Below are 22591 nucleotides of genomic sequence, written 5' to 3' on the forward strand. Positions count from 1 at the left end.
TTAAACAACGTGACACGTGTAAAATCTCTAGCGATTTTATTTATCCACCGTTTTTATCTTTTGAGGTTCGCCTCGATCATAATCTCGCGGTGACATGCTCCATTGTACGGGGCATCACTCCTTAAGGATTTTTTATGCCAATTATTACTTTGCCAAACGGCGATCACAAACAATTTGATCAAGCTGTCTCTGTCATGGAAGTTGCTCAAAGCATCGGTCCAGGTCTTGCAAAAAATACGGTTGCAGGTCGTGTAAACGGCCATCTAGTTGATGCATGTGACTTAATCACTGATGATGCCACGTTGCAGATCATTACGCCTAAAGATGATGAAGGTGTTGAAATTATTCGTCACTCTTGTGCCCATTTAGTTGGTCACGCAGTGAAGCAGCTTTTCCCCGAAGCAAAGATGGTGATTGGACCTGTCATTGAAGATGGTTTCTATTACGATATCTACAGTGAAAAACCATTTACACCAGATGATATGGCTGCCATCGAAGAGCGTATGAAAAAGCTCATCGATCAAGATTATGATGTCATTAAAAAGATGACACCTCGTGATGAAGTGATCAAAGTATTCACTGAGCGTGGTGAAGATTATAAATTACGCCTCATCGAAGATATGCCAGATGAGACTCAAATGGGTCTTTATTATCATCAAGAATATGTGGATATGTGTCGTGGTCCACACGTACCAAACACTAAATTCTTAAAGTCATTTAAGTTGACGAAGATGTCAGGTGCTTACTGGCGTGGTGATGCGAAAAACGAACAACTTCAACGTATTTATGGTACGGCTTGGGCGGATAAGAAGCAGTTGGCTGCTTATATCAAACGTATTGAAGAAGCTGAAAAGCGTGACCACCGTAAAATTGGTAAAGCGCTTGATCTGTTCCACATGCAAGAAGAAGCACCAGGCATGGTGTTCTGGCATCCAAATGGCTGGACGATCTATCAAGTTTTAGAACAATACATGCGTAAAGTTCAGCAGGACAATGGTTATCAAGAGATTCGCACACCTCAGGTGGTCGATTTTAGTCTGTGGGAAAAATCAGGACATGCTGCAAACTATGCAGAAAACATGTTTACTACACATTCTGAAAACCGTAACTATGCCGTTAAACCAATGAACTGCCCATGTCATGTTCAAGTGTTTAACCAAGGTTTAAAATCTTACCGTGATTTACCAATTCGTCTTGCTGAATTTGGTTCATGTCACCGTAACGAACCATCGGGTTCATTACATGGGATTATGCGTGTTCGTGGTTTCACCCAAGATGACGCACACATTTTCTGTACAACTGAGCAAATTGGTCAAGAAGTTGCTGACTTTATCAAACTGACTTTAGATGTTTATAAAGATTTCGGTTTTGAAGAAGTGCAAATGAAACTCTCAACACGTCCAGAAAAGCGTGTAGGGGATGATAAGCTTTGGGATGTTGCTGAAAAATCTTTAGCTGACGCACTGGATGCAGCAGGTCTCGCTTGGGATTTACAACCTGGTGAGGGTGCGTTCTACGGTCCTAAAATTGAATTTTCTTTGAAAGATTGTTTAGGTCGTATCTGGCAGTGCGGTACAATCCAATGCGATTTTAACTTGCCATTACGTTTAGATGCATCTTATGTCACTGAAGACAACGATCGTGATCATCCTGTGATGCTTCATCGTGCAATTCTTGGCAGTTTTGAACGTTTTATTGGTATACTTATTGAACACTACGCTGGATTTATGCCACCATGGTTGGCACCAATTCAAGCATGTGTGATGAATATTACCGATTCTCAAGCAGATGCTTGTCAGTCAGTCGTCGCTAAATTGCAAGAAAATGGCATTCGAGCGATTTCAGACTTGAGAAATGAGAAAATCGGCTTTAAGATTCGTGAGCGTACTTTAGAGCGTATTCCATACCTATTGGTGCTTGGGGATCGAGAAGTAGAGGAAGGTACAGTGAATGTACGTACTCGCTCTGGAACAAATTTAGGTACTATGTCTATCGATGCATTCGTTGACTTAGTGAAAGTAGCCGTAGCCGAACGCGGCCGGTATATTGTGGAGTAAGAAAGATTAAACAGCCTGACCGTAACCAACAACAAGGTGCTAAAAGCAATCGTCCTGCATTAAATGATGAGATTCGTGCGAAAGAAGTGCGTCTCGTTGGCGCTGACGGAGAACAAAAAGGCATCGTTTCACTTGCTGAAGCGTTGCGTGCTGCAGAAGAAGTTGATCTTGACCTCGTTGAGATCGTTGCGAATGCAGAGCCGCCTGTTTGTAAAATCATGGATTACAACAAGCATTTATTTGATCTGAAGCAAAAGCAAAAAGATGCTAAGAAAAAGCAGCATCAAGTTCAGGTTAAAGAGATCAAGTTGCGTCCTGGTACAGACGTTGGTGATTACAATGTTAAGTTGCGTGCTATTCTGAAATTCCTTGAAGAAGGCAACAAAGTTAAAATTACTCTACGTTTCCGTGGTCGTGAGATGGCTCACCAACAATTGGGTCTTGCTCAATTACAAAAGATTGAAGCTGATGTGGCTGAAATCGGTGTAGTGGAACAAGCACCAAAAATGGAAGGCCGTCAAATGGGTATGTTACTTGGTCCTAAAAAGAAAAAGTAAAACCGATTTAGAGAAAAAGCCCTGCACATGCAGGGCTTTTTTTATATGTTGATTGAAGGAATATAGGTACACCTGAGTTAGTAAAGAGAGGAACGACTGTAGTTGTGGTATAAATCATCAGTTGAATATTTCCATCAGGCAGTACTTTAGTGAAGTCTAATAAACGTATATTTTAAACTTCTCGAATCATTTTGTGGCTTGAGTAAAAAATGTAATTATTTCGACAGGTAAACTCGTACTTGTGCATAGAAAATTCTAGATGGATGGTAAAGCTGAATAGGTTTGGAGTGTTTTAACGTCTTTAAGATGATTCATAAAGACTTTTTTATTGCACATGAGTTCATCAGAAAGTTAGTTGCTCAAAGCACCTGTAGATTTGATCTATAAAAAAAGCCGATACTTTTGCATCGGCTTTTTTGTGACTCATCAACTTCGATGTTTTATTCGACATGAACTGTTTTTTCAGTAGACTCTGTATTTTCTAACAGAAGTTTTTTGCCAATTGGAATTTGTCGAGGTAATTTCTCTTCTGGAATGATACGCTCTAAATCGATCACTAATAAGCCGTTTTCATAATCTGCTTGTTGAACTTCAATGTGTTCATCTAAGCGAAGCGATAATTTAAATGAACGACGCGCAATTCCTTTATGAAGATATTCGGTTTGTTCAGATTGAATAGCTTCAGGTTTTCCTGTGATTGAGAGAAGTTGATTTTCAAGACTGATATTTAACTCATCTTGACTAAATCCTGCAGTAGCGACCACGATGCGATATCTGTTCTCACCTTTTTTTTCAATGTTATAAGGTGGGTAGTTTGGAGCATCACTTTGCATTGCGTAATCAATAAAATCGTTTAAACGATCAAAACCAATACTACGACGAAACAATGGATGAAGATTTAAGTTACTCATGATTAAAACCTCCTGAGGTCAGCAAAGTCATAAAAATAAGAATGTTGTTCTGTCATGACTATCATCAACAGAACCAGATGATCATCATAAATCTGGCAATTTTTTATATAGGTTCAGACCGAAATTTTTCAATAATAAATTCAAAAAATTTTTAAAATATTTTATAAATAATTGATTTTTTATAACTTATAAATAAAAAATTTCTATCCTTGTTGTTTGGTTTGAAATGATTTATGGTGGATAAATCAATCAACAAAGGGCATATGGAGCCTGAACTGTAATGATCGATTTATATTACTGGGGAACACCCAACGGATTAAAAATAACAATTGCACTCGAAGAAATGGCTTTAGATTATCAAATCTATCCAATCAATATATTAGAAAATGATCAGTTCCAAACTGACTTTCTTGCGATTTCTCCTAATAATAAAATTCCTGCGATAGTTGATCAAAATGGACCGAATAATCAATCGATTTCGATTTTCGAGTCTGGTGCAATACTGCAATATTTAGGACGTAAAACGGGACAATTCTATCCTCAGCACGAAATCGCGAGGATTCAGGTTGAACAATGGTTGATGTGGCAAATGGGTGGTCTAGGACCGATGTTAGGTCAAAATCATCATTTTGCTAAATTTGCTAAAGAGAAAATCCCTTATGCGATCGAGCGCTACATTACAGAAACTAAAAGATTATATGGGGTGCTCAATAAGCAGTTAGTTGGGCAAGACTATGTGGCAGGTGAGTACTCTATTGCGGATATGGCAATTTTCCCTTGGTTGATGCGGCACGAGTGGCAAAGTATTCATTTAGCAGAGTTTGCTGAAGTGGAAGCTTATATTCAACGTATCCAACAGAGACCAGCGGTACAAAAGGCGCTTGCACTACTAAAGTAGATCACGGATTTAAGTGTGATAAACTCTACATATCTAAACCACCATTTGGTGGTTTTTTTATGGAGAACTGCCATGAAGGATTTTTTTTTAAATTTTAGCAAAATTGTTGAATCTAATTCAAAAGTATACTGGGCAATTATTGCTGGTATTTTACTCTGTGTTGCTTCTTATATCGTCGAAATATTTCATGTGCAAAATATCATTGCAGCAATCGATCCAGATTCTAGGGATCAATTAAAACAGGTGATTCCAGCAATTACGAGTAAATATACGGTGCTACGTGTCATCATAGTAGTGTTGGCAATTGCGTGGTCGATAAAAGAATATCGTAAAACTCAGAAACTTCTAGCGGTGAATAAGTCCAGTAAATGAATCTGATTTTATTGTTCTTAAGTGCCTTTGGAGCCGCCACTTTATTGCCCTTACAGTCCGAAGCAATATTGTTGGGGTCATTTGCTCTAAAACAATTTTCGCCGTGGATGCTTATTTTTGTTGCAAGTGTAGCGAATGTGATGGGTTCATGCGTTAATTGGTGGTTGGGCTTAAAAATAGAGCAGTTTAAAACCAAAAAGTGGTTTCCATTTAAGTCAGATCAAATGATTCGTGCTCAACGGGCTTATCAGCAGTATGGTACATGGTCACTTCTTTTAAGTTGGGTGCCTATCATTGGTGATCCAATCACCTTAATTGCAGGAATTTTGAAAGAAAAATTCTGGAAATTTATCTTCGTGGTGGGTATAGCGAAAACAGGTCGGTATCTATTTATTTACTGGGTGTATCTTGGTTTGTTCTAAATTTTCGTAGAGTAAAACTCATCAAGATTAATTTGTCTGAATCAAGATTAACGGTGCTTTTGTTTTGCGCAAAGATGCTATAGAATACTCGCTCCCTTACCTGCAGGTCGTATTGTAATGGTGCAAACGAGCCGAACAGGTGTTCAAAAGAGGTTGTTATGCCTAAGATGAAAACTCGCCGTGGTGCAGCAAAACGCTTCAAAGCGACTGCTAACGGTTTTAAGCGTAAACAAGCGTTCAAACGCCACATTTTGACCAAAAAATCTGCTAAGCGTATTCGTCAATTGCGCGGCTGTGTAATGGTTCACGTAAGTGACGTTGCTTCAGTTCGTCGTATGTGCCCGTACATCTAAGGAGATTATAAATGGCTCGTGTAAAACGTGGTGTACAGGCTCATCGCCGTCACAAAAAAATTCTTGCTCGCGCTAAAGGTTACTATGGTGCTCGTTCACGTGTTTACCGCGTAGCGTTCCAAGCGGTAATCAAAGCAGGTCAATATGCTTACCGTGACCGTCGTCAAAAGAAACGTCAATTCCGTGCTTTATGGATTGCGCGTATCAATGCTGGTGCACGTCAAAATGGTTTGTCGTACAGCCGTATGATCGATGGCTTGAAAAAAGCTCAAGTGATCATCGACCGTCGCGTACTTGCTGACATCGCTATGCATGACGCAGTTGCATTTGCTGCTTTAGCTGAAAAAGCTAAAGGCGCATTAGCTGCTTAATCATCGTAGATGAGAAAAAGACCGCTTTTTAGCGGTCTTTTTTATTTTCATTGTTTACGACCAAATAAAGCCAAGAGATTAGTATGAATAAAATTATGGTCGTCGGTACAGCAGCATCTGGGAAAACAACCTTTGCACGTAAGTTGGCTGTTCAACTGCAAGTCGATCATATTGAACTTGATAATCTCTTTTGGTTGGATAACTGGACTGAGTCATCTTCAATAGAATTTCAAGAAAAATTTATAAATCGTGTTAGGTCTATGAATAAGGGCTTCGTGATTGATGGTAATTATTCTCTGATTCAAAATTTAATCTTAAGTGAGATCGACACTGTGATGTGGTTGGATTTTTCACTACGCGTAAATCTTTATCGTGTGATTAAGAGGTCGCTATACCGTGTGATTAGCCAAAAGAAAATATGGAAAAATTCTAACAATAGAGAACATTGGGCGAAATTGTTAAGTAAAGACTCAATAATATTGTGGGTAGTCCAAACACATGGGAAAAATAGATTTAAATATTTGCAGATGATGAATGCCACTCAATATCATCATATAAAGTGGCTACATTTTCATAAAACTGAACAATTAGATGAATTTTTAAAACATCACAGTCCAAAATAGTAAGCGCAGAAACAGATTATTGCAGTGACTAAAATGAGGGCAAACACATTTGATTTACCTGTTTTAGGTGTGGGTTGGTGAGAACTGGAATCATTGTTGAAAAATCGTTTTCCATGTTGAGTATGCGTTGAGGCTTCATCCAAAGGGGAGTGAATTTCGGGGCTTTTTAAATGAGCAGTTTTATAGTGATTTGCTACTTTAGTGATGAATTTTGCACTCAGGTCATCTAACTTTTGTTGAAATACCTTCAGTTGTTTTTCTTCCTCAAGAGATTCTTGATGATCTTGCTCCAAAAGCTTTCGTTTTTGAATCTTTAAATGTTGTTCTAGATGCATGAAACGCACTAAGGTTTCATTGGCATAAGGTGCTGCATAATCTTGTGGCAGTAATGGTAAGGCAGCTCCAGCGTTGGAGGGTGATTGATCGTCAGTACCATAAAAGATTGCGCCACGTTTAACAGATTCCACCCCTTGTGCTAATGCGCGATCGAACAGCTCATTCTCTGTGTAGTCGTGAATATCATTCCAATTAGGTGCTTGAAGATCTGCCTCAACACGTTTGATATGTTGGGTGGATAGATCAAAACGCCAAAATGTTTCAATTCGTGCAGGGAGTGTTTGGTTGTTTGGTATCTCGAAGTCTTGTTCAGAACTATACCATTCGGCAAGTTCTTTACCACAGATCCATGCTGTTTTTACATTGCGGTGATGACTGACAATGAAATGGGGATATGGTAAAAGCTCAACATTTGGATTGGGATTTTTTTCATCGATTAATAAACTTGAGTTATGTAGGCTTAAGCGTGTGACACCCTGACGTTTTAAGCTTTCTAACCAAACTTGGAAATGTTGTGCCAATAAGTGTTGCGTATTTAAATCTCGAAAAAGGAAATGGTGCTGATTAAAAATCGCATGATTTTTCCAGTGTTGAAAACTTAAATCCTGACTTAAAAACTCATTGCCGTAAGTCACAAGTGTGAGCTGTTGTTTCCAAATTTGATCTAATGCCATGACATATCTTCTCAATGATCATTGCGCATATCTTAAACTTTTTATAAATGTAATTTCCAATTTAATTCCACATCCAATTTTAACACTTGCTGATCTTCATACGGAGCTATAAAAGCTGTTAGAATGCGCAGTTATATTATTTTTTATATTTGTTGCTTTGAGAGTTACTATGTCACTGGAAGCCCTGACCACTGAAGCGCTCGCTGCCATTGCAGCAGCTCAAGACCTTGCAACACTCGATCAGGTTCGAGTGCAATTTACGGGTAAGAAAAGCCAGCTTGCTGAACAATCGAAAGCACTGGGTAAAATGGATCCGGAAGAGCGTAAGGTTTTTGGTGCGCAGATTCATTCAGTTCGAGAAGCGATTAATGGCGCATTAACTGAGCGTCAAACTGCATTACAAAAAGCTGCACTAGAACAAAAATTAGCAAGTGAACAGATCGACATCACGTTGCCTGGTCGTGGACAACAGGTGGGCAGTATCCACCCAGTGACCCAAGTACAAGAGCGTATTTGTCAATTCTTCACGAAAGCAGGTTTTTCTGTTGCGACTGGTCCAGAGGTTGAAGATGATTATCACAACTTTGAGGCATTAAATATTCCTGGTCATCACCCTGCGCGTGCAATGCACGATACCTTTTACTTCGATGTAAACCATTTGCTTCGTACGCATACCTCTGGTGTACAGATTCGAACGATGGAAACACAGCAACCACCAATTCGTATTGTATGTCCAGGTCGTGTGTATCGCTGTGACTCAGACCAAACACATTCTCCGATGTTCCACCAGATTGAAGGTTTGTACGTTGCAGAAAATACGAGCTTTGCTGAGTTAAAAGGATTATTGGTTAATTTGCTGAATGAGTTCTTTGAAAAAGACTTGAAAGTACGTTTCCGCCCATCTTACTTCCCATTCACAGAACCAAGTGCTGAAGTCGACATCATGGATGAGCGAGGAAAATGGTTAGAAGTATTAGGTTGTGGCATGGTACATCCAAATGTTCTTCGTTCAGCGGGTATTGATCCAGACAAGTACAAAGGCTTTGCATTTGGTTTAGGTGTTGAACGTTTTGCAATGCTTCGTTATGGCATAAACGACTTGCGTATGTTCTACCAAAATGATGTGCGTTTCTTACGCCAGTTTGCTTAAAACTTTTTATTAAATCCTCTCCTAACTTGAGGAACTCCACAGAATCATTTGGGGTTCTCTCCCTTGGCAAAGGGGGTTAGAGGGAGGATTCTAGAGATTTGAATTACAGGTTTTATATCAATGAAAATTAGCGAAAATTGGCTACGCACATGGGTTAACCCAGCCATCGATAGCGATACTTTATCTGACCAACTGACCATGCTTGGCCTTGAGGTAGATGATTTATCTCCTGCTGCAAAACCATTTACAGGTGTGGTTGTAGGTGAAGTACTTACGGTAGAACAGCACCCAGATGCAGATCGTTTACGTGTAACGACTGTCAACATTGGTGTGGGTGAACCATTACAAATCGTCTGTGGTGCACCTAATGTACGTGCAGGAATGAAAGCACCCGTAGCAACCATCGGTGCAGTATTGCCAGGTGATTTTAAAATCAAAAAAGGTAAGCTTCGTGGTGTTGAATCACAAGGTATGCTGTGCGGTGCATCTGAAATTGATTTAGAAGATAAAATCGACGGTCTACTCGAGCTTCCTGCGGACGCGCCAGTCGGTGTAAACGTACGTGAATATCTAGACCTTGATGACAACGTGATTGATATTAGTATCACACCAAACCGTGGTGACTGTTTCAGTATTCGTGGGATTGCACGTGAAATTGGTGTGATTAACCAACTTCCCGTGACTGCGCCTGAAATTAAAGAAGTGGCTGCAACGATTGCTGATGAAAAGAAGGTCGTTGTATCTACTGAAGGTTGCCCACGTTACTTAGGTCGTGTGATCAAAAACGTCAACACCAAAGCGCCAACTCCTGAATGGATGGAACGCGCACTGGCTCGTTCTGGTATCCGTCAGCACAGTATCTTAGTTGATATTACCAACTATGTATTGATGGAGTTGGGTCAACCGCTTCACGCATTTGATGGTGGTAAAGTTCAAGGTGCGGTACACGTTCGTCAAGCAACTGCAGGTGAAAAACTTGTTCTCTTGAATGAGCAAGAAGTTGAAATGCAAGACAACGTGATGGTGATTGCAGATGACGAAAAAGCATTAGCAATTGCGGGCATCATGGGTGGCTTGTCTTCATCGGTGACAGACGCAACGACTGAAATCTTCCTTGAATCAGCATTCTTTGCACCACTTCATATTGCGGGTCGTGCGCGTAGCTTCGGTTTACATACAGATGCGTCTCAGCGTTATGAGCGTGGAGTGGATTTCGAACTTCCAATGATCGCAATGCACCGTGCATCTCAGTTGATTTCTGAGCTTGCAGGTGGTGAATTTGGTCCAATTACGGTAGCAGAAAATCCAAGAGTATTGCCAACACGCGAAGCAATCGAGCTTGAGCAGGCGCAAGTTGATCAACTTCTTGGTTATAAAGTTGACTCTGACTTTATTACTGATGCGTTAACACGTCTAGGTTGTCAGGTAACAATTAAAGCACAAGGTCAATGGTCTGTCGTACCGCCATCACATCGTTATGATATGGCAATCTACCAAGACTTAATTGAAGAGGTTGCGCGTATTCATGGTTATGACAACATTCAAATCAGCTTGCCTGTGATTGATGTGAAACTTGCAAAATACCAAGATCAATTTGAAGTTGCACAATTACGTCAAACTTTGGTTTCACTTGGTTATCAAGAGGCAATCAGCTTTAGTTTTGCTGATCTAAAACTTGAAAAACAGTTAAATCCAAGTGTAAATCCTTTGGCATTGGCAAATCCAATTTCAAGTGATTTGGCGGTAATGCGTTCGACTTTACTTTCAAGCTTAATTCCTTGTGTCCAATACAACGTTAATCGTCAACAAAGTCGTGTGCGCTTCTTTGAACTTGGCTTGCGTTTTGATTATCAAGAAGCCACCAGTATTCATGATCTTAAGCAAATACCTACACTAGCGATTGTGGCAACAGGTGCGAAGAATCAGGAATCTTGGCATGCTAAACCTCAGCCAATGGATTTCTTCGATTTTAAAGGTGAAATTGAGGCTGTATTGGCGGCTGGACGAGTTCAAGTAGAATATGTGCGTTCAGAGCGTTCATGGTTGCATCCAGGTCAAGCTGCTGAAATTTTAGTGGACGGACAATCAATTGGTTATATTGGTCGTTTACATCCATCGCTTGAAGATGAGCTTGATCTCGCACCGACATGGGTAGCAGAACTCGATCAATCGTCTGTTTTGCAAACTTATGTATCTAATTTTACAGAATTATCACGATTTCCTTCAGTGAGACGTGATATTGCAGTTTTAATTAGTGATAAGATTAATGTTAGTGAAATTCAGCAACTTATCGAAAAAACTGGAGGAGAGTTACTTGATTCTTCTTGGTTATTCGATGTGTATACGGGTCAAGGTGTAGAAGAGGGTAAACGTTCATTGGCGTTTGCACTTTTATGGCAGCATCCGAGTCGCACGCTTGAGGATGCTGAAATTAAATCTGGTATGGATAATATTTTACAAGTGTTAGAAAACACTTACCAAGCGACATTGAGGGCCTCATGACAGCATTAACAAAAGCAGAAATGGCTGATCATTTGAGTGAGCTGACGAGTTTAAATCGTCGTGAAGCTAAACAAATGGTTGAGTTGTTTTTTGATGAAATTAGCCAGGCATTAATTGCTGGTGAACATGTCAAATTATCGGGTTTTGGTAATTTCGAACTGCGTGACAAGCGTCAGCGCCCAGGGCGTAATCCAAAAACAGGTGAGGAGATTCCTATTTCTGCTCGCCGTGTAGTGACCTTCCGTGCTGGTCAAAAGTTTAGACAGCGTGTAGGGACAGAGCAAGTCGATTAATCGCTTGATCAAATAACATAAAAAAACCTGAGCTCAGCTCAGGTTTTTTTATGCTCTTAACTTTATGCGTATTCATAAAATTCAGCGCATAAAAAAGAGAACCAAAGGTTCTCTTTTTTTCGAATAATCTAAACTTTAGATTATTGAGCAGCAGAAGCAGCAGCAGTAGCGTCAGCAGCAGCGTCAGTAGCTTCAGCAGCAGCATCAGTAGCTTCAGCAGCAGCAGCGTCAGCTTGAGCAGCAACTTCAGAAGAAGCTTCAACAGCAGCAGCGTCAGCAGCTACAACAGCTTCAGAAGCAGCTTCTACAGCTTCAGATGCAGCAGCGTTTGCGTCAGCAGCAGCTTCTTCAGTTTTTTTAGCACAACCAACGAAAGCTAAAGTAGTAGCAACGGCAGCAGCAATAGCAATTTTTTTGAATAACATGGCATCACTCTCATTAAAATAAATTGAGACAAAAAACCCGGTTAGTCTGTTGTGTGCTTTTATTATTCCTAACGTTAGTAAGGTTAATAACGCATGGAGCAGCCTAACTGGTATGCCGACATGCTATCACTGAGTATTTTGAATTACTACTAGGCGAGATGAAAAAATGCTTAAAAAATGAGAAATTTGACCCTATTTTTAACAGAAAATTACAATCATTTTTGCATTTTGAATTGGAGAAATACTAAGTAAATACTTAAAAAATAAAGGGAATTAAAATACAAGATGATAAAAATCACATACTTGCAAGAAAAGTTACATTCAAAAGTTAGTATTGTGTATTTATGTAAATGGTGTCAACCCAAATAAAAGGCCATCAATAAATGATGGCCTTTTGCGTATTAGTTGGCAGCTTTGCGTTTCATTTGATCGAAGAAATCATCATTGGTCTTGGTTTCCTTCATGCGATCAAGTAAGAATTCCATCGCAGCAAGTTCGTCCATAGGATGGAGAAGCTTACGTAAAATCCAAACCTTACGTAGTTTATCTTCATCCATGAGGCGTTCTTCACGACGTGTACCAGATTTCTTGATATTCATCGCAGGGAATACACGTTTCTCAGCAATACGGCGATCAAGCGTAATCTCTTGGTTACCTGTACCTTTGAATTCTTCGTAGATGACTTCATCCATTTTACTGCCAGTTTCAATTAAAGCAGTAGAAATGATCGTAAGTGAACCACCTTCTTCGATATTACGTGCAGCACCGAAGAAACGTTTTGGACGTTCTAAAGCGTGGGCATCAACACCACCAGTTAAAACTTTACCTGATGATGGAATAACAGTGTTATATGCACGTGCTAAACGTGTAATTGAGTCAAGCAAAATAACAACGTCTTTTTTGTGTTCTACCAGACGTTTCGCTTTTTCAATCACCATTTCAGCGACTTGAACGTGACGTGCAGGTGATTCGTCAAATGTTGAAGCAACAACTTCACCACGAACGGTACGTTCCATTTCTGTTACTTCTTCTGGGCGCTCATCAATGAGAAGAACGATTAGGAAGCATTCAGGATTATTACGAACAATAGATTGAGCAATGTTTTGGATTAACATTGTCTTACCAGCTTTAGGTGGTGCAACAATAATTGAACGTTGACCTTTACCAATTGGAGCAACTAAATCGACAACACGCGCAGTTAAATCTTCAGTCGAACCATTTCCTAACTCCATCACTAATTGTTCAGTTGGGAATAAAGGCGTTAAGTTTTCGAAAAGAATCTTATTGCGAGAGTTTTCTGGCGTGTCGTAGTTAATTTGATTCACTTTTAAAAGTGCAAAATAACGTTCGCCTTCTTTTGGTGGACGAATCGTACCTGTAATCGTATCCCCAGTGCGCAAATTGAAGCGGCGAATTTGAGAAGGGCTGACATAAATGTCATCTGGACCCGCAAGGTAAGACCCTGCTGCAGAACGTAAAAAACCGAAACCATCAGACAGAATTTCAAGAACACCATCGCCGAAAATTTCTTCACCATTCATAGCATGGCGTTTCAAAATGGCAAAAATAATGTCTTGCTTACGGTTACGTGCCATTCCTTCAAGGCCCATGAACTCAGCAATTTTGATGAGTTCGCCTATCGGTTTTTTCTTGAGTTCAGTTAAGTTCATAAATGGTCGATTGAATTAAAAGGAAGTGTGGAACACAGATAGAATAGAAGCAAAAGACATCCGCAGTGCAAGAAAAGAGCAGCAATTGATTTGCACAATAACAAACTCAGAATCTAGTAAGTTCTTTCGAGGAGAAATGTGTAAACAATTTCTTTAGCCGAGCGGCGATCTTATGTTTTGTGTATTGTAAGAAACGAGGAGAAATTGTCCAAGTGTTTCTTGATCATGCAATATAAGTGAGATATGGCTCTTTGTCAATTTTACCGTCAAAAAAAGCGCCAAAAATTTGACGCTTTCAAAGCAATTAAAATTGAAAGAATTAGATATTTTCTTCAATAAAAGCTGCAAGTTTAGATTTAGGAGCTGCACCAACTTGTTGAGCAACAACTTCACCATTCTTAAACATCAATAAAGCTGGGATATTACGAATATTGTAATTTACAGCAGTTTGTTCGCATGAAGTTACGTCAACTTTTACGATTTTAACCTTACCTTCGTATTCAGTTGCTAAAACTTCAAGTACAGGAGCAATAGCTTTACATGGCGCACACCAGCCTGCCCAAAAATCAACAAGAACTGGCGTGTCAGAATTTAAAACGTCAGCTTCAAAATTAGCATCAGTTGTATTAACAATATTAGCAGACATGGAATTTGCTCCGAATAATTTTTTGAAAACAGTCTATCTATGTATATAAGTATTACATAGACCACTTTAACAAAGTAGGGGATAGGGTTTATTTTCGGACTAAATTCTGTAAATGTCTAATTGATGCTCACGATTTCCATGATCGGTGTAACACAATTGTCATATATGATGATTTTTTAAATAGTCGTTAAATTGACTAAATAAATGGCTTTTAAATTACAGTTATGTGAATTAATCTAGGCACAATTCTGGTTGAACTTAGCGCAACAATGTCTGATTTTTTGATTGATGAAGAACTCCTTGCAGCCATTGATATGGGCTCAAACAGCTTCCACTTGGCGATTGCTCGAGTTGATCATGGTGAGGTAAAAAAAGTCGCATCGATGTCTGAAAAGGTCCAATTGGCCGCAGGTTTAGATGAAAATAAAAATTTGACAGAAGCTGCTCAACAACGTGGTTTAGCATGCTTAGCTCGATTTGTAGGGCGCCTAAGTTCAGTCCAATCCAATCGCTTAAGAATTGTGGCCACCAATGCGTTGCGCCAAGCTAAGAATGGGCATGAATTCATTCAAAAAGCAGCTGAAATTCTGCCTAAACCTATTGAAATTATTGCTGGTCGTGAAGAAGCACGTTTAATTTATTTAGGTGTATCACATACTATGGCGAACAGCGGTCGCCGTTTGGTGATTGATATTGGTGGTGGCTCGACTGAGTTAATCATTGGTGAAGAGTTTGAGCCGATTCATACTGAATCCGTGCAAATGGGATGCGTTGCATTTACAAAGGCCTATTTTGCAGAGGGCGATATTAATCCAAAAGCTTTCGATCGTGCGGTGACTGCTGCACGCAAAGAAATCTCGGGTATCGCGACAACTTATCGTGCGGCAGGATGGGATACTGTTGTCGGTTCAAGTGGAACCATTAAAGCCTGTCGTCAAATTGCGGTAAATATGGGCTGGAGCGATGATCAGGAAAACTTGACTCGTGAAGGCTTGGAAAAACTTAAAGATAAATTACTCAAATATAAACATATTTCAGACATGGAATTTGAGGGTCTTAAGGAAGATCGTCGTGCAGTCCTACCTGCGGGTATTGCGATTTTATACGCTGTATTTGAAGTTCTTCAAGTTGATAAGCTGGTCTATTCAGATGGCGCCTTACGAGAAGGTGTAATGTATGATTTACTCGGGCGTTTCCAGCATGAAGATATTCGAGATCGTAGCGTACAAGCCTTGATGGGGCGTTATGGTGCTGATCAAAAACAAGCAGAACGTGTTGTTGAAACGGCTCAACATTTATTTGATAGCGTGGCAGGAACGCTTGGTCTAAATAATGACGATAGTGATTTGCTACGTCGAGCAGCTTATCTTCATGAAATAGGTTTAGCCATTAGTCATAGTGGTTATCATCGTCATGGCGCATATTTGCTTCAGCATTCTGACATTGCTGGTTTTTCACAAATTGATCAAAATCATTTGTCACATTTGGTCGCTCATCATCGCCGTAAATTGCGTGCTGAAGCAAAAAATGATGTGACGAAAGTCGGTGGAATTAAACTTGTCTATCTATGTTTGCTCCTTCGTCTCGCAATTTTGCTGAATCACAGCCGAAGCGATGAGATGCTTCCTGCCATTGAATTAAAGATATTAGATGAGCAACAATGGCAACTGAAAGTTTCTGGTGATGCAAAACAATGGCCTTTGTTGGTTGCAGAGCTGCATGATGAGCAGGTGCAATTTAAACATTGGGATATCGTTTTGAATATTCAGTCGGAACAATTTATTGGCTAACAGAAGCTGATAAGCGAATTTTATTAGTTAACTACGTCATAGTTAATTTAGGGATATTCATCGACTTATGAAAAATAAAGCTGCTCAATCTAAAGCATGGAAAACGGTTCAAATTGCGCGTCATCCAGATCGCCCACAATTTTTAGATTATGTGAGCGAAATTTTTACAGAATTTGATGCACTTCATGGTGACCGTTTATATGGTGATGATGGTGCAATGGTTGGCGGTTTAGCACGTTTTAATGGTCAGGCTGTGATGGTGGTTGGTCAACATCGTGGTCGTAGTACACGTGAAAAGTTACAGCATAATTTTGGGATGAGTAATCCAGAAGGCTATCGCAAGTCTCAGCGTTTACTTGATATGGCTGAACGCTTTAATCTTCCAGTTTTCACATTTATTGACACCATGGGTGCATACCCTGGTGTAGGTGCTGAAGAGCGTGGACAAGCAGAAGCAATTGCAACGAGTCTAGCTCAACTCTCAAGTTTAAAAGTACCTGTCATCGCGACTGTTCTAGGCGAGGGTGGTTCTGGCGGCGCATTAGGCATTGGCGTTGCAGATCGTGTGATTATGCTCTCTCACAGTATTTATTCTGTGATTTCACCTGAAGGTTGTGCCTCAATTCTTTGGAAAACTGCTGAAAAAGCTGAGCAAGCGAGTGAAGCACTTGCACTCACTGCAGATAAACTGAAAGAACTTGGTATTGTTGAGTATGTTGTAGATGAAGGTGAGGGTGCTCATCTTCAGCCAGACGTAGTCATGGATAATTTAAAACATGTGTTACAAGCTGCACTTGATGAGCTTGTTCCAATGGATGCAAATGCAAGATGCGAAGCACGTTACCAACGTTTAATGAAGTTTGGCAGCGACAATTCAGGTCTAGCTTCTTAAAACAAATTGCCAAATTTGGTGATGAACACACGTTCTTAGTGGGATGCAGTGGCGGCATGGATTCCATGCTGTTGCTGTATGTCATGTCTCAATTAATTCCCCAAAAAATCCGTGCGATTAATATTAACCACCAGTTGCAATCTGCAAATCAGGAATGGGCCGAATTCGTCCATCAATTTTGTATAGCAGCGCACATCCCTGTGGTTCTCGAGACAGTTCAAGTTGCTGAAGGGAATTTGGAGCAGCAAGCTCGAGCAGCACGTTATCAAGCTTTTAAACATCATTTATCCGACACAGATATTTTAGTACTGGCACATCATCAGCAGGATCAAGCTGAGACCGTATTATTACGTTTGTTCTCTGGTGCTGGAATACAGGGGTTGTCCGCGATGAAATTATTAGATTCACGTGAAGACATCATTATTTGGCGACCATTATTGAATCTCAGTCGTGAGCAGATTTGCCAATGGGTAGAACAACTCAAATTGCCCTACGTGGATGACCCGACCAATTTTGATACGCACTATGATCGAGCTTGGTGCCGTCATGAGCTTTGGAATATTTTGCAAAGCCGATTCCCTAAAATGCAACAGGCGATTGTGAGAACTAGTGTGCTGATGCAAGATGCGGATGAAATTTTGCAAGAGGTTTTACAGCAAGATTTGGCGTTCTGTGGCGATGATGATCATCTAGATTTACGACAACTCAATCAATTAAGTTTAGCAAGAAGAAGACAACTTTTATCCAATTGGATGAAAGGTAAGGATCAATACCGTCCTGCATTTGAGATGGTAGAGCGGTTGAATGAAGAAGTTATTTTGGCGAAACCTGATGCACAAGCAGCATTGCATTGGAATGGACAATATTATGTTCGTTTCCAAAACGTCTTATATCGAGTTGCTAAGGATGCATACTTAGCAGAATCGAATACAACTGATTCAGAAATAAAATTTGAAATCCAGCAAGTTGTAAATTTAGCTTCGGGTCAATTTAAGATCTGCCAACATCAGGAAGAGTATGGTCTGCGTACAGAACTTTTAAATCAGCCTTTGACATTGCATTATCGTCAAGGTGGGGAAAAAGTCCATTTGCATGGACGTGTGGGGAAATGGCCATTAAAAAAAGCAATTCAAGAGGCACAAATTTTTCCATGGAAGCGTCATACTATTCAAATTTTAAGCTTAGATAATGTTATGCTTGGTGTTTTCACGCCAAAAGGGTTTTGGCTGGCTGAATCAGAGTATTGTGAAGTCGGTGGTTGGCAGCCAAAGTTAGTTTCATCGCTATAAAATCAAGGTTGAGAGTCGTTCATGAGTGTTGCGTTAAACTGTAATATTTGTTTCATTGGTGGTGGTAATATGGCTCAAGCCCTAATTGGAGGGTTGATTAGTCGTGGTTTACCAACAACGCGTATTACAGTTTCCGATCCTGTAGAACGTGTGAGAGAGTTATTAAAAGAAAAAGAAATTCAAGTTACAGACAATAATGAAGACGCGATCCAAAATGCTGATGTTGTTGTTCTGGCGGTGAAACCACAAGTACTGGCACAAGTTCTTAAACCGTTAAAAGATAAATTTGAGAATAAGTTAATTGTTTCGATTGTAGCAGGAGCTGAAATTGCAACGATTGCTGCATTAACGGGGACGGAGTTTATCGTTCGTGTCATGCCTAATACACCTGCATTGGTTCAAACAGGTGCCCATGGTTTATATGCTCATGACGTTGTTGACCAAGCAAAGCGTGAATTGGCAAGTCAGATTTTAGCTGCAACAGGCTTAACACTTTGGGTAAACTCAGAAGAGCAAATTGATGCAGTAACTGCGGTATCGGGGTCAGGGCCAGCGTACTTTTTCTATATGATGGAAAGTATGATTCGTGCTGGGAAAAATTTAGGCTTGGATGAGAAAACTGCAACAGCATTAACGCTACAAACAGCTCTCGGTGCTGCACAAATGGCGATCACCAGTTCTAATACGCCATCTGAACTGCGTAGAAATGTGACATCACCAAATGGTACAACTCAAGCGGCCTTGGAAGTTTTTGATCGAGCGCAAATTTCACAGAATATTCAAGCTGCTCTTGCGGCTGCAAAAAAACGCAGTCAGGAGCTCGCTCAGGAATTAAGTGATAGTTCTAAATAACTAAATTTTAGGAAAATTGAAGTATGGGTGCGAACTCTGCGCTATTTTTTGACATTATCATTAATGTTGCGATTTTATTGGTATTTTTCCGTTTTTTAATGCAATTGGCGGCAGTCAGTCCATATAACCCTGTTGTGCTATCGACAGTGAAAGCAACTAAAATTGTAGATGTGTTTGGACGAATCTTGCCAACTGTGGCACAGGGGCGTGTAAATCTAGCAGCTTTAGTGCTGATCGTGTTGTTGTATTTTCTTAAGGTATTTGGCTATAAATATTTAAATGCCTTACCAACAGGCGATGTATTGTACTTTATTGGTTCAACAGTACTTTCAATGTTGCAGGCATTAATTTCAATTCTTAAATATTTACTGTTCGCTTACATCATATGTAGTTGGATTTTGATGTTTTCACAAACACGTTCACCTTATATTGAAGTGATTCAAGAATTAGCTGAACCGATGTTGGCACCATTCCGTAAAGTAATGCCAAATTTAGGGATGATTGATCTATCTCCAATCCTTGCATTCTTTACACTTTATATTGCTGAAATCATGTTGAAATCAATTGGTTAAATCTAGATTACGGATTTTAACAATTTTATAAAAAAGGACTCAAATGAGTCCTTTTTTACAATTTAAGAATCTTAGAAATTAGTGCGCTTCGCCCCAGTTTTTCCCTTTGCCGACTTCAACAACAAGTGGCACAGAGAGTTGAACAACACCTTGCATTGCATCTGCGATTTTAATAGAGATCTCGTCAGCAATCGCTTCATCTACCTCAAACACTAATTCATCGTGAACTTGCAATAATAATTTGGCCTGATCTTTAGGGAGAATTTTATCTACTTCGATCATTGCCATTTTGATAATCTCCGCAGCAGAACCTTGAAGAGGCGCATTAATTGCAGCGCGTTCAGCTGCCTTTCGAATCATCATATTGCGCGCATCGATATCTGGGGTGTATAAGCGTCGCCCTGTAATGGTTTCAACAAAGCCTTGTTCTAAGGCGACTTGTCGTGTGCGTTGCATATATTCATAAATGCCAGGATAGCGATGGAAATATTGTTTAATGTAATTTTGAGATTCTTCGCGTGTGAATCCCAACTGACGTGTTAAACCAAACTCAGACATGCCATAAAGTAATCCAAAGTTGACTGCCTTGGCTTGGCGACGTTGATCATTGGTTACATCATCCAAAGCAATATTTAATACTTCTGCTGCAGTACGGCGATGAACATCTTGGCCGTGATTAAACGCGTCAACTAAAGCCTCATCTTGTGAAAAATGTGCCATAAGACGTAGTTCAATTTGTGAGTAATCGGCAGCAAGTAAAACCCGACCTTCAGGTGCAACAAAAGCTTTTCGGATTTGACGACCGATCTCTTCGCGAATTGGAATATTCTGAAGATTAGGATCAGTAGAAGATAATCGTCCAGTTGCGGTTAAAGCTTGATGGTAGCTGGTATGAACACGATGACTTTCGTTATTGGCTTGTTTGATTAAACCGTCAGTATAGGTACTTCTTAATTTAGACAAGCCACGATATTCTAAAATAAGTGCAGCGATCGGGTGATCAATTTTCTCAAGAATGCTTTCGCTGGTACTGTATTGACCTGTTGAAGTTTTCTTACCACCTTTTAAACCTAACTTATCAAAAAGAATATCACCCACCTGCTTAGGTGAGCTGACATTAAAAGGTTGACCAGCGATTTCGATAATCTGATTTTCTAACTCTAGAATTGTATTAGAAAATTCTTGACCCAATTGATCGAGGAAACTCAAATCGAGCTGAATTCCATTTTCTTCCATCGTCGTCAGAACTGCAGCTGTCGGCATTTCGATTTGATGAAGAATATTGAGAAGCTCTGGGATTTCTTTAAGCTTACGCTCCAATACCTCATACAAACGATAGGTTACATGGGCATCTTCAGCGGCATAATGCGCTGCTGTTTCGATTTCAATTTGATTAAAGGTTTTTTGTTTAGCACCTTTGCCCGCCACTTGTTCGTAAGTAGTGGTTAAGTGGCTAAGATAAACGCGCGCAACGTCATCCATACCATGGCGCGTCGCCACAGCATTGAGCACGTACGAGGCAAGCATGGTGTCAAAGTACCAGCCTTGTAAATGAATTCCATGATTTTCGAGAATATGAGCATCATATTTTAAATGATGACCAATCTTCTCAATCTCAGCGTTTTCTAAAATTGGTTTGATTTGCGCAAGAATAGCGTCGCGATCCAATTGCTCTGGAGCACCTTCATAGTCGTGAGCAAGCGGAACGTAATATGCATCTTGGGCATCAAATGCCACAGAGAAGCCTACCATCTCTGCAACACGATAATCTAAACTTGTGGTTTCAGTATCGAAAGCAAAGCGTTTCTCAGTAGTCAATCTTTGAAAGAGTTTTTCCCAATCCGCTGGTGTTAAAACGGTATGGTAAGTTGCCTCGCCAAGCTGATCATCTACACTAGTTTGAACCGCTTGGTCTTCGATTTTCGATGTTGCAGTACTCGGTTTTGCGACAACTTGACTTGATTGTTTATAGGCAGCACTATTTGGATTGTTGGGATGATCTAAAGACTGAAGTTGATTTCTAAACTCAAGTTCGGTGTAAAGCTGACGTAACTCTGCAACATTTGGATCTCGGAGTTTAAGATCATCGTAGGTCAGATTCATGTCTAAGTCACAAACAATACTTGCTAGCTGATGATCTAGCGCAATACCATCTGCATTGTCTTTAATATTTTGGCCTACTTTGCCTTTAATTTTATCGACATTTTCAAGAATGCCACCAATTGAACCATATTCATTCAGCAGTTTAGCCGCAGTCTTTGCTCCGATACCAGGAACGCCCATGATGCCGTCAGAGGCATCTCCCATGAGGGTTAAATAATCAATAATTTGGTTCGGCCAAACACCAAACTTTTCAAAAACGCCATTCACATCCATGGGCTTGTCTTTAAAACTGTCTTCAAGTGTCACTTTGTCCGTGACCAATTGAGCCATGTCTTTATCGCCTGTGGAAATCAAGACTTGATAGCCTTCTTTTTCTGCACGTTTTGCCAGCGTACCGATGATATCATCGGCTTCCGCACCAGGTATGGCATGGAGTGGGATACCTAAAGCACGAATTAAATTATGTAAATACGGAATTTGTTGAGCGAGTTCGTCAGGCATGCTCGGTCGATCCCCTTTATATATTGGGGAAAGTTGATGACGGAAAGTTGGTTCAGGTGTGTCAAAAATGACAGCCATGTGTGTAGGTTGAACACGACGCATTAACTTTTGGATAGCAGAAATAGCTCCGCGAATTGCGTTGGTTTGTAAACCTGTTGACGTCGTTAGCGGTGGTAGTGCGTGATAAGCACGAAATAAAAAATATGACCCATCGACCAAGACAAATGGTGGCATTGAAACGTTCCTAATCCAATTAACTTTTTCATTGTACGTGATTTTCAGCAGTTGCGCTGATACAAGATTTGCAATCAAGTGTACAGAATATGCGATGA

22 protein-coding genes are annotated in these 22591 nt (G+C 40.1%); 16 read left to right on the top strand and 6 right to left on the bottom strand.

Annotated elements, in window-relative coordinates:
- Positions 1–134: 134 nt before the first annotated feature.
- On the top strand, positions 135–2057 hold the full coding sequence (thrS, locus tag AC1M86_RS09460) for a threonine--tRNA ligase (protein WP_481607832.1): 1923 nt from the start codon (positions 135–137) through the stop codon (positions 2055–2057).
- 5 nt (positions 2058–2062) lie between these two features.
- Positions 2063–2614 (top strand): translation initiation factor IF-3, encoded by a 552-nt coding sequence (gene infC / locus AC1M86_RS09465; protein ID WP_081403231.1) that lies wholly within the window; start codon positions 2063–2065, stop codon positions 2612–2614.
- A 440-nt stretch (positions 2615–3054) separates the two neighbouring features.
- Here the strand turns inward: infC and AC1M86_RS09470 are convergent, their stop codons facing one another.
- A complete protein-coding gene (locus AC1M86_RS09470) occupies positions 3055–3525 on the bottom strand; it encodes an Hsp20 family protein (RefSeq protein ID WP_481595065.1) in 471 nt (156 codons plus the stop codon).
- A gap of 280 nt (positions 3526–3805) precedes the next feature.
- Here AC1M86_RS09470 and AC1M86_RS09475 point away from each other — a divergent pair, with 280 nt between their 5' ends.
- The 6 genes from AC1M86_RS09475 (at position 3806) to AC1M86_RS09500 (ending at position 6564) form a co-directional block, all read left to right on the top strand.
- Positions 3806–4423: a glutathione S-transferase family protein gene (locus AC1M86_RS09475; RefSeq protein WP_481607833.1), complete on the top strand. Its 618-nt coding sequence runs from the start codon at positions 3806–3808 to the stop codon at positions 4421–4423.
- Between the two features lie 72 nt (positions 4424–4495).
- The gene (locus AC1M86_RS09480) at positions 4496–4795 is read left to right on the top strand and encodes a hypothetical protein (protein ID WP_481588718.1); all 300 of its coding nucleotides are present in this window, start codon (positions 4496–4498) and stop codon (positions 4793–4795) included.
- Positions 4792–5217 (top strand): YqaA family protein, encoded by a 426-nt coding sequence (locus AC1M86_RS09485; protein WP_035265367.1) that lies wholly within the window; start codon positions 4792–4794, stop codon positions 5215–5217. Before AC1M86_RS09480 ends, AC1M86_RS09485 begins: the two co-directional genes overlap by 4 nt.
- A 158-nt stretch (positions 5218–5375) precedes the next feature.
- Positions 5376–5570 (top strand): 50S ribosomal protein L35, encoded by a 195-nt coding sequence (gene rpmI, locus AC1M86_RS09490; protein WP_004278281.1) that lies wholly within the window; start codon positions 5376–5378, stop codon positions 5568–5570.
- A gap of 11 nt (positions 5571–5581) precedes the next feature.
- Entirely contained in the window at positions 5582–5941 is a 360-nt protein-coding gene (gene rplT / locus AC1M86_RS09495) for a 50S ribosomal protein L20 (RefSeq protein WP_004867327.1), read from the top strand.
- An 83-nt stretch (positions 5942–6024) separates the two neighbouring features.
- The gene (locus tag AC1M86_RS09500) at positions 6025–6564 is read left to right on the top strand and encodes a P-loop NTPase family protein (RefSeq protein ID WP_481607834.1); all 540 of its coding nucleotides are present in this window, start codon (positions 6025–6027) and stop codon (positions 6562–6564) included.
- Here AC1M86_RS09500 and AC1M86_RS09505 read toward each other — a convergent pair.
- Positions 6549–7574 carry a hypothetical protein gene (locus tag AC1M86_RS09505; protein ID WP_481607835.1) on the bottom strand — a complete coding sequence of 342 codons (1026 nt, stop codon included), beginning with the start codon at positions 7572–7574 and terminating at the stop codon, positions 6549–6551. The genes AC1M86_RS09500 and AC1M86_RS09505 overlap by 16 nt on opposite strands.
- Before the next feature lie 169 nt (positions 7575–7743).
- On the opposite strand from AC1M86_RS09505, the gene pheS reads away from it, so the two are divergent.
- From pheS to AC1M86_RS09520, 3 genes are all read left to right on the top strand, one after another.
- Positions 7744–8724, top strand: coding sequence for a phenylalanine--tRNA ligase subunit alpha (gene pheS / locus AC1M86_RS09510; protein WP_035265373.1), 981 nt, complete (start codon positions 7744–7746; stop codon positions 8722–8724).
- A 120-nt stretch (positions 8725–8844) separates the two neighbouring features.
- Positions 8845–11226, top strand: a complete 2382-nt coding sequence (gene pheT, locus AC1M86_RS09515; protein WP_481607836.1) for a phenylalanine--tRNA ligase subunit beta — start codon at positions 8845–8847, stop codon at positions 11224–11226.
- A complete protein-coding gene (locus tag AC1M86_RS09520; protein ID WP_035265376.1) occupies positions 11223–11519 on the top strand; it encodes an integration host factor subunit alpha in 297 nt (98 codons plus the stop codon). Before pheT ends, AC1M86_RS09520 begins: the two co-directional genes overlap by 4 nt.
- A 140-nt stretch (positions 11520–11659) precedes the next feature.
- Here AC1M86_RS09520 and AC1M86_RS09525 read toward each other — a convergent pair whose 3' ends face one another.
- The 3 genes from AC1M86_RS09525 to trxA form a co-directional block, all read right to left on the bottom strand.
- Positions 11660–11944, bottom strand: coding sequence for a hypothetical protein (locus tag AC1M86_RS09525; protein WP_035268570.1), 285 nt, complete (start codon positions 11942–11944; stop codon positions 11660–11662).
- A 401-nt stretch (positions 11945–12345) separates the two neighbouring features.
- Positions 12346–13614, bottom strand: a complete 1269-nt coding sequence (rho, locus tag AC1M86_RS09530) for a transcription termination factor Rho (RefSeq protein ID WP_035268567.1) — start codon at positions 13612–13614, stop codon at positions 12346–12348.
- Positions 13615–13933: 319 nt separating this feature from the next.
- Entirely contained in the window at positions 13934–14260 is a 327-nt protein-coding gene (gene trxA, locus AC1M86_RS09535; RefSeq protein WP_035268564.1) for a thioredoxin, read from the bottom strand.
- Positions 14261–14529: 269 nt separating this feature from the next.
- Between trxA and ppx the strand changes: the two genes are divergently transcribed.
- From ppx to AC1M86_RS09560, 5 genes are all read left to right on the top strand, one after another.
- Positions 14530–16050: an exopolyphosphatase gene (gene ppx / locus AC1M86_RS09540; RefSeq protein WP_481590343.1), complete on the top strand. Its 1521-nt coding sequence runs from the start codon at positions 14530–14532 to the stop codon at positions 16048–16050.
- 67 nt (positions 16051–16117) lie between these two features.
- Complete coding sequence (locus AC1M86_RS09545) at positions 16118–16942, top strand: acetyl-CoA carboxylase carboxyltransferase subunit alpha (RefSeq protein WP_481593338.1); 825 nt, start codon at positions 16118–16120, stop codon at positions 16940–16942.
- Positions 16879–18231 (top strand): tRNA lysidine(34) synthetase TilS, encoded by a 1353-nt coding sequence (gene tilS, locus AC1M86_RS09550; protein WP_481607837.1) that lies wholly within the window; start codon positions 16879–16881, stop codon positions 18229–18231. The genes AC1M86_RS09545 and tilS overlap by 64 nt, the downstream gene beginning before the upstream one ends.
- A 21-nt stretch (positions 18232–18252) precedes the next feature.
- Positions 18253–19083: a pyrroline-5-carboxylate reductase gene (proC, locus tag AC1M86_RS09555; RefSeq protein ID WP_035268555.1), complete on the top strand. Its 831-nt coding sequence runs from the start codon at positions 18253–18255 to the stop codon at positions 19081–19083.
- A gap of 23 nt (positions 19084–19106) precedes the next feature.
- Positions 19107–19655: a YggT family protein gene (locus tag AC1M86_RS09560; RefSeq protein WP_481588726.1), complete on the top strand. Its 549-nt coding sequence runs from the start codon at positions 19107–19109 to the stop codon at positions 19653–19655.
- A gap of 78 nt (positions 19656–19733) precedes the next feature.
- Here AC1M86_RS09560 and polA read toward each other — a convergent pair whose 3' ends face one another.
- Complete coding sequence (polA, locus tag AC1M86_RS09565) at positions 19734–22493, bottom strand: DNA polymerase I (protein WP_481607838.1); 2760 nt, start codon at positions 22491–22493, stop codon at positions 19734–19736.
- Between the last annotated feature and the right edge of the window lie 98 nt (positions 22494–22591).

This window comes from Acinetobacter sp. ANC_7654, assembly GCF_056779855.1.